This is a genomic window from Vibrio plantisponsor (assembly GCF_013041605.1).
Taxonomy (GTDB): Bacteria; Pseudomonadota; Gammaproteobacteria; order Enterobacterales; family Vibrionaceae; genus Vibrio; species Vibrio plantisponsor.
In genome coordinates this window covers 1-12505 of the sequence record NZ_JABEQC010000007.1, presented here as the reverse complement: position 1 = coordinate 12505, position 12505 = coordinate 1, and the positions used below count along the sequence as shown (strand labels likewise).

General features: G+C 42.4%; 6 protein-coding genes. 1 reads left to right on the top strand and 5 read right to left on the bottom strand.

All coding sequences use genetic code 11. The features are described from left to right. Positions 1-141: 141 nt before the first annotated feature. Genes HKI82_RS11020 through HKI82_RS11005 form a run of 4 tightly spaced genes read right to left on the bottom strand, consistent with a single transcriptional unit; the run spans position 142 to position 9870 of the window. Positions 142-4809 carry a VCBS domain-containing protein gene (locus HKI82_RS11020; RefSeq protein ID WP_171138029.1) on the bottom strand — a complete coding sequence of 1556 codons (4668 nt, stop codon included), beginning with the start codon at positions 4807-4809 and terminating at the stop codon, positions 142-144. Between the two features lie 15 nt (positions 4810-4824). Continuing rightward, a complete protein-coding gene (locus tag HKI82_RS11015; protein WP_102943170.1) occupies positions 4825-6150 on the bottom strand; it encodes an HlyD family type I secretion periplasmic adaptor subunit in 1326 nt (441 codons plus the stop codon). Further along, on the bottom strand, positions 6143-8218 hold the full coding sequence (locus HKI82_RS11010) for a peptidase domain-containing ABC transporter (protein ID WP_171138028.1): 2076 nt from the start codon (positions 8216-8218) through the stop codon (positions 6143-6145). Before HKI82_RS11010 ends, HKI82_RS11015 begins: the two co-directional genes overlap by 8 nt. Further along, the gene (locus HKI82_RS11005; RefSeq protein ID WP_171138027.1) at positions 8215-9870 is read right to left on the bottom strand and encodes an ABC transporter transmembrane domain-containing protein; all 1656 of its coding nucleotides are present in this window, start codon (positions 9868-9870) and stop codon (positions 8215-8217) included. Before HKI82_RS11005 ends, HKI82_RS11010 begins: the two co-directional genes overlap by 4 nt. Before the next feature lie 145 nt (positions 9871-10015). On the opposite strand from HKI82_RS11005, the gene HKI82_RS11000 reads away from it, so the two are divergent. Further along, positions 10016-10357 (top strand): hypothetical protein, encoded by a 342-nt coding sequence (locus tag HKI82_RS11000; protein ID WP_102943167.1) that lies wholly within the window; start codon positions 10016-10018, stop codon positions 10355-10357. A 322-nt stretch (positions 10358-10679) separates the two neighbouring features. Here HKI82_RS11000 and glgC read toward each other — a convergent pair whose 3' ends face one another. Continuing rightward, positions 10680-11936: a glucose-1-phosphate adenylyltransferase gene (glgC, locus tag HKI82_RS10995; protein ID WP_102943166.1), complete on the bottom strand. Its 1257-nt coding sequence runs from the start codon at positions 11934-11936 to the stop codon at positions 10680-10682. Positions 11937-12505: the final 569 nt, after the last annotated feature.

Sequence of the window (12505 nt, the reverse complement as noted above, 5' to 3'; positions counted from 1 at the left end):
AGTAAAGGCGAACCGAGCGGTTCGCCTTTTTGCTATGAAGCCAAAACAATCTTGGACAAATACTTGCTAAGTTTATTATCTAACTCATTCAAGACAGGTCCCGTATCCTATTGAACGCCCCCTAAACTCCGATACCAACAGCTATATGTGATTATGCATGTCACTGAGCCCCTGATGTAATAAGTCGTCAGTATGAGATGAATCTGATTGATGAGCGTCTAGACTATCTGGTAAATGCTTTTCATCATAACGTTCATCTTTACTATCCACTAAAGGATCATGGGGTAAGCCGTCCTCAGTATGTGAATAACCATTATCATCCAGTGAACTATCTATTGCTTCTGAAATAGAAGGTAAATTATTACTTAAAGGTAGGTTATCACTCGCACTAACGTGACTATTAGACACACCAACCATATCTAAGTAATGGTCAATAGGTTTCGTCGCTTGATCTAACTGATGTGTTCCATCAAAGGGGAGATTCATATCAGAATTATGCGCGTCATCGAGAATCTCTACAGTAAACTCGTCAGGGACAATCCCATCAATAACCTCATCGTGTTGTACTGGGGGTGCTGAGGATGGAGTCGCTGGTATAAGAGTCATATCCACAAGATGAGTGGATAACTGGTTATGACCACTATGCCCGTGGATATAGGTCACATCTAAATCCACTTTGACGTCTATATCAGAAGCATGAACGTCATGATAAACAACCTTAAAAATATCATGGTGCTCTTCTGTTGTTGTTTGTCCGGCAACATGCGTACCACCCGTTGCCTTTACACTTTGTATGGGAGCAGTGTTGTAAATGTACTCGACATGTCCGGATACTGGATCAATTGTTAAGGTTCCATAGTCCCCCTGAAGACTTGTGACAGTGTGACCATGCCCATCATCTATGCCCCAACCACCAGAGCCAGAGGCTTGCGGACTAAGTTGCTGCAATAATGGTGGTATTAATATAGTACCTGAAATATGGGAACCAATTGAGCCACCACCTGTAGGTGTAGGAGGAGTTTGGAAACTCATAGATGGAACTGGTGTTGAAGCATCACTGACAAAAAGCGGGATGTTCGAACTGACAGCATTGCCAGCTCTATCTTCTGCACTAACAAGCACATCATGAAGACCACCTGTTAATGACTGAACCTCCGTTGCATCTATATCCACCGACCACAACCCGTTGCTAACTACTGCTTGATGGTTATTTCCTCCAATAGAAACAGTAATGATTTGGCCATCCTCTATACCATTTGCTGTGCCGTCTATAGTTAAAAGATGTGTGTGTTCAACAGCATCAAGGATGTTATCGCCAGCAATCGGGTTTACATGCAGTTCAGATTGTGTGTCCACGGTCAAATCTAATGGTACAGATGTACCAGAGATTGATGACGGAGAAACAGCTATAGCAAACAACGAATGGGTTGCATCAATCATATGTGGTAAATCTGCCCGATAATGACCGGAAGCGTCGGACACTACCGTAGCTATCAATGAATTTCCTTCATGGATCTCAATTACAGAGAAAGGGATCTCCGATGTCCCATGTACCGTTGGAGTATTATCGCGCGTTAAATGATCTTGGTCAGACATACCAGTATCACTCGTCGTTTCGAGCTCCAAAGTAACATCGTTGGTTAATGGCAATGATGACATATGAACACTTGGGCTTGCCGCTGTTAATTGAGGTGGAGCTGTCACATGGCTGTGTACCTGATAACCCGTAGCACTGGTAGGTGTAAGAATTGATTGCACATTGAATGTAATAAATTTTGTGGATTCTGCTCCGTGGTTATCTGTTACTCGAACTTCAAATACATCAGATCCACTGTAAGTATTAGTCGTTGAATCGTATGACATCCCCGCAACCGACGCTCTGGGCACATAATTGTATTCACCAGTTTGTGAGTTAACTATAAGGTCACCATAGCTACCGCTAGACTGTACGACCGAGAACTGATGCGTATCGCTAGAGTCAACATCTACCTCTGTTAAATGACCTGAAGTGTTATCAAATGGTTGAATTGATAATACTGGTGCGTCATTGGTACCGGTCACCAAAATATTCAATAGTTGAACATCACTGGCACCATGACTGTCGGTGACAGTAACAGGAATGCTGAGTGGCAGTGTTTCCCCCACCGCCAAATGTTGGTATGCACTGTGACTTGGGTCGAAGGTCCAACTGCCATCTGAATGGAAGGTGAAACCATCTACCTGACCAGCGCTGAACGTTAGCGTATCTCCCGTATCAATGTCCGTGGCGTGTATTTGTCCTTGTACTGACGCGCCATCTTCATCCACTTTCACCGTTGCCATCGGTGTGAGCACGGGGGCGTCATTCACATTGTTCACAGTGAGGTCAAAAGTAGTCGATACATGAGCACCATGGTTATCTGTCGCGGTCACTGTAATACGAGTTTGCCCTACATCGCTATTGGTCGGCGTACCACTGAAAGTACCCGTACTGGCATCAAAATGCAGCCATGCAGGTAGCGTCCCGGTTGACAGGGTTAGTGTATCGCCATGGTCAATGTCGCTGAACGTATCAGCCGGCAACCTAAACTGAAGTGTAGCACTCTGGTCTACTGTCTGATTTGCAACGGTATGAGTCACCGTTGGGGCATCATTTGTACCATCAATAGTAATTGTGATGGTGTGCTTAGTACCATCTAATGATTCCACCTCAATATGGTCTGTGAGATGTTGACCCACACCTAAAGATTGAACATCTGGATGACTGTTTGGCACCATATAGGTCCAGTGCCCATCTTCTGAGATTTCAACTCTACCGTACTGACCCGAAACAAAATCGGGCTTAGCAAAACGCGCAAGGCCTGTAATATGCTCGACAAAACCCGCTTCACCTTTATCAGGGTCGGTAACCGTTAACTGACCCCACGCCATTAAGTTCTGTGTTTGGGTAGCATCATACAAATCTTCGGTCACGTGTCCCGTATCTTGTCCTGTGATAATCGCTGCATCACCAACGGCTTTTAAATCCATCGTTGCTGACGTTGCGACTGTCGCCCCTTGAGGATCTTGGACATTATAGGTAAAGGTCACTCTACCGTTGTAGTTCGCATCAGGATTAACGGTAAATGTTCCATCATGGTTATCAACGATAGAGCCGTGGTCAGCGTGCAAATGCTGAACCGTCAACTGTTGAGTTTCACCACTATCAATGTCGGTAGCATTGGCCAACAGCGATGATGCCGAAATCAAGACACTCGTATCTTCGCTGCCTTCAGGCAACGTAATGCTTGATGTAACCGTCGGCGCGTCATTGGTACCGCTCACCACAATATTCAATTGTTGAACATCACTGGCACCATGACTGTCGGTGACAGTAACAGGAATGCTGAGTGGCAGTGTTTCCCCCACCGCCAAATGTTGGTATGCACTGTGACTTGGGTCGAAGGTCCAACTGCCATCTGAATGGAAGGTGAAACCATCTACCTGACCAGCGCTGAACGTTAGCGTATCTCCCGTATCAATGTCCGTGGCGTGTATTTGTCCTTGTACTGACGCGCCATCTTCATCCACTTTCACCGTTGCCATCGGTGTGAGCACGGGGGCGTCATTCACATTGTTCACAGTGAGGTCAAAAGTAGTCGATACATGAGCACCATGGTTATCTGTCGCGGTCACTGTAATACGCGTTTGCCCTACATCGCTATTGGTCGGCGTACCACTGAAAGTACCCGTACTGGCATCAAAATGCAGCCACGCAGGTAGCGTTCCCGTTGACAGGGTTAGTGTATCGCCATGGTCAATATCGCTGAACGTATCAGCCGACAACGTAAACTGAAGAATGGCACCTTGATCGACCACCTCGTCTACAACTGTATGTGACACCTTCGGAGCATCATTCGTACCTTCCACATTAACGAGAATTTCTGTGTGTATTACATGTCCGAATTTATCCGTTGCCGTAACTGTAAAATGTTCCGTATGAACTTCGCCTTCACCAAGCTGATCCGTATCAGCAAGGTGGTTATCCAAATGATAATGCCATTCACCTGTTTTACTATCGAGTTGCAAATCACCGTACTTTCCGTGAGTTGACGCTACAGACCAACTCACAGATAAACTCCCGTCACCAGAAGCTGTTAACTGTCCATCGACAGTGCTAACTGAAGCATCCTCTTTTACCAACTGTGCAGGAGGTAAATGGTTGATAGCCAGAGTATGTTGCGCCGAACTATTACTCGCTTGAGGGGAATGATGTGCTGAATGAGTTGCGGGGGGCGCTTGCAGAGTGTTGACAGTTGGCTCTGCTTTGTTGAGATCACTAGGCGCCACAAGTGCTGATTTGAAGTTATTGCCCATAGATTGCTTTAATGGGTCAAGGTCACCTGTGATTGATTCTTTAAGTTCAACTATGACATGGTTTCCACCTCTATGATTAGAGATGTTTTCAGCACCCGTATTATCCTTTGCCTGACTATCGTCCGTTGCTGATAAAGCAATCTCGTCTTCCGCTATTGCGCTTCTATCGGCATTAGGTGAGCTTGGCTCACTACTTGTTGCTGTAACACTTTCATCTAATAGTTCAGACGATTCTGTTGCTTCTTTTGCGGTAGCCTGTGCGTGAGCAGTATGCCATGACTTGTCTGCTACTAAATCGCTATTGAAATCTGATTCTAGATTGGAAGTCCTAAACTGTTGCGCTTTCAATAGTGCAGCTTTCTTGTCTAACTCTTTGGCTTTGAACCTAGCTTTGTCATCCCTTTTATTTATACTCGGCGTTTCCGAAGCAGAGGCCTTTTTATTGCTGGAATTTTCCGTTTTCTTCTCTCGCATAATCTCTGCCCTTCTTTATCGCTCACCAAAAGATTCTCGGATATTGGTAAATACTGGCTTCCAGAGATACTGAAAAATTGTTTTCTCACCAGTGACAATATCAGCCTCTCCGGTCATACCGGGTAATAGATGCAACACTTCAGGATTGTTACCAAAATAAGGCTTTTCAATATCAATTTGAACCTTGTAATAGACGCCGCCTTTTTCATCGGCATCAGTCGTCGGTGATATTTTTTTTACCGTCCCATCAATAGATCCATATCGACTGTAATCATAAGCATCGATTTTTATTTTCGCTTTTTGGCCAACTCTCACAAAGCCAATATCTCTGGGCGATAACTTTGCTTCCAACAGTGCTGTTGCGGTCGTCGGGACGATGACAGCTACGGTTCCTCCAGGCTGGATCACACTTCCAGATGACGAGTTCGGAATGGATTGAATAATACCGTCGACAGGAGAAACAATAGTGTCCTGCTGAATCTGAAGATTCGAAGATTTCAACCTTGCTGTAACACCAATAAGTTCTGAATGTGCATCAGTTCGGTTTTCACCCACTTCTTTATACAAAGTGGCAATTCTCTGCTCTAACTGCTTTTGCAAGTTTTGAATCGTTTTCTCTACCACTCCACGTCTTCCCTCAAGGTTTTTTAGTTCTCGAATGTAGGAATCATATTTCTGCTGAGTTTCCAACATTGTTAACCTAGAGACAGCTTGGCTTCCTTTAGCCGAGTTCATCATTTTTAGAGATTGTTCGGACGATTTAATTTGATCTTTTAAAGGTGGAATTTCGAAATCGATACTACGAAGTTCTGCCGTGGATTTTTCTATATCGGACTGAGACAGTTGTACGATGGCTTCATACTCCTTGTTCATCCTTTCTAAGCTTTTTAAGTGCTGATCCACAAGACTAGGATACAAGTCTGCATAGGCCTCAAAATTAGGTTTTCGAGTTTCCATGAAAGCGTTATATCTTTCTATTTTCAATTCGAGGTTTGCTCTCTGTCCGAGAAGTTCTTCTTCTACGGCTTGGCTATCTACAGAGACAAAACTCGCAATAGTATCTCCCTTCTTGACTAGATCACCTTCAGAGACGAGAACAGAAGCTAAAGTCCCTCCAGTTTGCGATTGGATCACCTGTTTTCGACCGAGAGGAATCACTTGCCCCTTTGCTTTAGCGACTTCTTCAATATTGGCAAAAACTGACCAAAGTAAGATAGAGAATACAGCCAAAACAATAAATAACATGACTCGTTGAATCAGCTTTCTTTCTGAAGGAGCTTCTAGGGCTTCGGTAAATTCATGTTCAGGAAAATAGCGGTTGTTCAACTCACGATTAGCCATTAGCATCCCCTTGTGCGACTGTTTTGTCTGCTTGATTTTCTTTATTCATTATAGGACCACAGTAAACGACGGAACCTTTATCCAAAATAATGACCTTATCCGCTTGATGAATTAAATCTTTGTCATGGCTACTGAACAGAACAGTAGTGTTCCCCTTTAACTGAGTTAACGTCTTTATAAAGTCCCGTTTCGCATACGGATTTCGGTTAGCAATGGGTTCATCTAGAACTAAAAATGAAGACCGCTTCGCCAAAGCTACTGCTAAACCAACATAACCACTTTCTACGGAGGAAAAAACACTCGCTCCCTTACCAAACACATCCGCATTAACATCATTATTTAGTGCTTTCAATATTGAACCTGCTCCTGCTTTGGTCAGTGCATCTCTAACTTCATCTTCCGTTGCGTCGGGGCAAGCAACTCTTATATTTTGAGCCAAAGACCCAGGAATAATGTCAGCATTAGTAGGACTATATGCCGCCCAGCGCCGAAGCGCTTCGGTATCATACTGTTTACAATTTTTGTTATTGACCATTACGTAGCCAGCTTGAGGTTCTAAAACCCCCAAAGCCGAAAGTAATAACGATGTTTTCCCACTTCCATTAGGGCCAATAACCGCGACAATTTCGCCTGGTGAAACATCAAAACTCACTCCAGCTAATGCAGGTTCACTTTCGGCGCTATATCGCAGAATCACTTGTTTGAAACTAATTGAGGGCGGATTGTTAGTGTCGGGTAACTCGAGTCTCATAGAGCTGAACTCGGTTGGCACTTCCATAAAGCGGTCAAACTGAGCAGCGGTACCTTTAACCATCGTAATTTTTTGACGGGCTGAGAATGCTAATTGCGCTGGTCCAGTTATTCGCCAAATAAGCATCGTACAAGCAATTAGCGCCCCCGGAGTGATGCTCTGATTCAAAGTTAAATAGATGCCAGTAAATACAGTGACCAAAACCGTCGCTAAGCCCATAGCGTGGGCAATCGCAGCGTTTAATCCACTTCTCTTGGTATAACTAAAATTCTGACGTGAGTTCTCTTTTGCTCGACGCATAAAGTCGTTATACCAACCTTCCGTTTCTCCTGCAGTTTTTAAGCTAAGTATGCTTTTTGATAGCTCATTAAATCTACTTTGATATTCGTTAGAAATCGTAGGAGAGGCGCTTTTGACATACCGTTCAACGACTTTCATTACTAAATAGAACAGGATAAGCATTACGATGGGAACAACAACCAACCAACCACTTAATAACGCAATAGTAAGCAATACAACGATTGAAAAAGGAAGATCGAGTAGACCCGCTCCTGCTGGGCCGGCAATCACTTTTCGAATATTTTCTGCATTACGAATACGTGACATATGATTGGCAAGGCCAACACGGGAAAGCACAGACAAAGGCATGCTCATTAGTCGATTAAATGTAATTGACGATAAATCTCTGGAAAATCGATTACTTGCAACAGTAACTATTTTTGCCCGCAGAATACGACTGACCACCAGAGCTACTAGTGCAATTACAGCACCCACTGCAATATTGGGAAGAATTTGTGGAGCATGACCAGCAATCACTCGATCATAAACAGCCATGGTGAATAAGGGGATTGCTAAGCCGGTCAAACTAGAAAGTAAACTCAACCAAAAAACTGGGCGATACCATTTAGTTAGTTTTGAATACTGAGTAGCAAAAAAACGTGTCTTCGTACCAACATTAGGTAAAGAATCGATGATAAATACATAACCGCTGTCAGGTTGCTTAGAAATCGTTACCCACTCATTCCTCTCATCCAATGACTCAAATCTATCATGGATATACCTCATTACAGTTGGCAAACCCTCTCCAGAAACCCATATAAATGGAAATAAGACATCTTTTAATATCTGCTTGCTGCACTTCTGCACACTCACATCAATCTGGTGCTTTTTAAACAATACATAGGCTTCAAGATAGGTTAACTCTGCGTTCGCCACATTCCTTTCTATGTTGCTCGCTTGAACATTCAAGCCCATTTGCTTAAACAGTTGAATCAATGCTGGCTTAAAGTTTTTGATAGGAGCTTTTTCTTCTTTCATAGTTTCACTCCCGCACTCGTATCGCTGCTGATTGACCCGTCAAGTTCTATATGCAATTTCAAATCACTAATGGCCGACATGTCATTGAAATAAGAAGCAACGATAATCGTCATTTGGCTTCTTTTATCATTCAATAGATTCAATAGCTTAGATTGAGAATCAGCATCCAATGAGACCATGGGTTCATCCAATAACAGAATTGAGGGGTGTTGAGATAATGCCCGTATTAAAGAAACCAGCTTCAACGCACCTTTATTGAGAATTTGCCCCTGAGTAGTGCCAATAATTGTTTGAAATCCATATGGCAACTTAGATACTGTTTCAGACAGCCCAAGCTTTTCTGATAGTTCGATGGCATACGCCTCGTTTTCCGGATGGAACATAGTCATGTTCTCTATTACTGTGCCATGAAATAGAGAACCCCAAGGCGATACATAGCAAACCGATTGACGAAACTCAAAATCATCGTGCTGCTCTAATGGTATTCCAGCTATTTTGACGACGCCTTGCTCAACTGGAAAAAAAGCGCCAAGAGAACCAAGAAAAAGACTCGCATAACTCATAGGATTTGACGTAATCGTAGTGATTGAATTGTGTGGTATTTCAACAGTTACGCCACTCAATTTTGCCCCATTTTTTGCTATGCTGACTTGTTCAAATTCTATTGGTCCCAAGGGAATTTTGGTTTGGTAGGTAACCTCCCCTGTAAACCTTTCTAAAGGAGCATTTAGCAGGTTTTCAATATCTTGATTTACTACTTTTACGGATGAGAATTTCGCTCTTAGGCTACCGATTGAACTCAAAGGCGCAACAGCCCGTCCTGCTAAAATAGAACAAGCAGCAAGTCCACCTGTAGTCAATGAACCTTCTAAAACTGATAAGCAACCAATCATAACAATAGTTAATGTGGTAGCCAGAGATGCACCTTGAACGATTTCATTGAGACGAGATGAAAGCAGGTCGACATTCGTCTGAAGTTTGAATTGTGTGAAGTTAAATTCTTTAAATCTGTGGGTCATCCGCGCTTCTATAGCCAAAGCTTTTACGGTTGTTAATCCGGATAGAACGAGTACAAGAATACGTGTTCTTTCACTATCACTTATCGCTAATTCTTTCGTCGCATCCAACAATTTCTGACTAATAACCCAGACCCAAACTCCAGCAATCATCCATACCAATATTGGCACGAGGACTATCCAGCCACCGATGTAAAAAATAAGAAATAGAAAGAGTAGGATAAAAGGAACATCCATCATTGCAACGGCGGCTTGCCCAGAATATAAGTCACGCACAACAGCAACGTTCTTAATTCCACTGAGAATCCGCCCGGGTCCTAAGCTTTCTAGGTAACGAAAATCCGACTTTAATAGACGTTTAACTAATTTAGACGTCACTGAATATTCATAGTTAACAGCGGAAGAAGCTAAAAACCAGCTTCTGGCATATCGTAGGAGAAGTTCTAAAACGATTGCTATCGATACTCCAATCAAAAGCACGTTAGCCGTACCATACGCTTCATTAGGTAGGATGCGATCGTAAATCTGCAACATACTGAAAGGCAGAGCCATCGATAGCAAATTGATAAAAATAGAAGACAAAAGCAATTCTGTGAAACTGTGATTATTTTTCAGTGTTCGAATGTGATCTATCAACAGAAATTCCCTTTTTATTGCAAGAGTTATCTATATGTTATAGAACAAAAAATTAAACTAGATCGAATATTTGATGGATTTAAGTATCGATACTTCAACTAAAACAACATAGCCTCTTCTTCCTCAATCAAAGTTACAGGTGAACATGAAACACTTAAAATTTATTCTGCTGATGAGTCTAATAACAACAAATGTCTATGCGGACTCAACAAAAGCTCGTTGTGACGTATACGTAAATGACGAAGTTAAGCCGCACAAGGTAATTGCATGTAATTTCTCTCAAAGACAAGGATACATTACGATTAACCGTGACGATGGAATTGTTCATGATCTTTCCCCAGTAGAAAATGCAATTGGGACGTTTAAAGATCAGAACAATGAAATGGTTTACCGACAAAGTGGGTTAGGTACACACGGATTGATTTTTCGTTTTCCTCAACAGAGAGTCTTCGTCTATTGGGACTCAAATTTTTTTGATGAAGAGTAAGTTCTCATAATGGCGAAAAGTTTAATTGTTTTACTGTAAGCGCACTAACGAACTTACAATGTATCGCCGCTATTGAGACATGTTCAGCTATCTTTCTTAGTAGAATTACTCAAAATCCACGCCACTCATACTAGGCGCTATTGGTTTCAATCACTGATATTCCCAAGATTATTCCTCCTACTCTTTTCGAGTCAGATAATATGCGATAACGCACTCTGAGACTTGGAGAACGACATGCTCCGACGAATCGGACTCGCTTGCCTTGTTTCTCGGCAAGCGATGCCTTTGACTAGAGTTTCCCTATCGCAATAATTCGGTACGTTTATTTTGCGAGTTTATCCAGCATAGCTTTAGTTACCAAGGTCACTCCTTTTTCAGTCACGCGGAAACCATTCGCTATATCTTGATCTCTATCATAACCAATACATAAGCCAGCAGGGACACTGCAATAACTGTCAAGGATGACTCGTTTCAACTTAGCGCGCTCACCCACATGGCTACCATGCAACAATACTGACTCTTCGATAAGGCTGTATGAGTGGGCATGAACACTCGAATATAACAATGATTTTCGTATGGTAGAGCCAGAAATAATGCACCCTCCTGATACCGTTGAATCTACGGCCATTCCGCGTCGTTCGTCATTGTCAAAAATGAACTTTGCAGGTGGAAGCTGCTCCTGATACGTCCAAATTGGCCAAGCTTTATCATAAAGATCAAGTTGTGGCTTAGGAGTAACAAGCTCCATATTCGCTTCCCAAAATGAGTCTAATGTACCCACATCGCGCCAATATGGCTGGTTCTCACTGTCTGGGTCTTTGAATGAATAGGCAAAGACATTACTTTCATTAATGATTGAAGGAATGATATCGTGTCCAAAATCATGGGTCGAACCTTCGGTATCCACATCTTTTAATAGCTGATTGAAAAGAAAATCAACATTAAACAGGTAATTTCCCATTGAAGCCAAACACTTACCCGGTTTATTCGGAATCTCATTAGGTTGTGCTGGTTTCTCATCAAAGGCAACAATTTTACTTTTTGAATCTACAGTCAAAACACCAAAACTGCCCGCAGCTTCTTCTGTATCGACTTCAAGACAACAGACAGTCATATCGGCGTTATTCGCCACATGCTCAGCGAGCAAAGTACCATAATCCATGCGGTACACATGGTCACCAGACAAAATTAGAATGTATTTAGGATTATGAGAACGAATGATATCAATATTTTGATATACCGCATCTGCTGTACCAGCATACCAATCATCACCGGTTCGTTGTGAAGCTGGCAAAATTTCAACAAATTGTTGAGCCCTAAAGCTACCCCAACCTCTGCTAATATGGCGGATCAACGAGTGTGACTTGTACTGTGTTGCGATACCTACTCGGTGAATACCTGAGTTGAAACAATTTGATAATGGGAAATCGATAATACGAAACTTGCCACCAAAATAAACAGCTGGCTTGGCTCGAGAATCAGTGAGTTCAAAAAGACGGCTACCGCGGCCTCCTGCCAATATCAAAGCATATGTGTCTTTAGTCAAATTACTGATATGTCTGTCATAATTATGGGACATAGAGGCCTCCTGAGCGTACGATTTATATAGATTAATTAATAAGTTAGTTTTGTTATTAAAAGGCGTAGTTAAAGAGCGGGCAGCGGTGCTGTCTATTGAATCTATGTTAGTTACTATATCGTTCAATCAACCATTAAACTGTGACTAACTCAGGGCATTGCAGTTAGGCAGGTTGAGCTAATCTTAAATAATAAAAGAACTAACAAGGCATTGGTCACCTACAAGTCTCACTTACTTTAAAGCTAGGTCGAAACCTATTTGCCTGCTTCACTTCTCCATTGTTTTGCTGTTTGAAGTCACAAACTTTATTTGCTCAAACGTTATGCCTAACTATTGCCTAATACTCCTCGGCTACACACTGAGTTCACCTTTTGCGAATAGTGAATACATCCAAGTAAAAACTTGCACCAAGTGTCACTTATTGCTCGCTGACTAGTAAAAACTTGCCCAACACTTGATAAAAAATCATTAAACCACTGAAATATAGCCACTTTATAATTGGCACTTCACTTGCCTACTCCCTCTACTCATATGCGATAAACGTTGTTCAGAGGGATACATGACAAAGC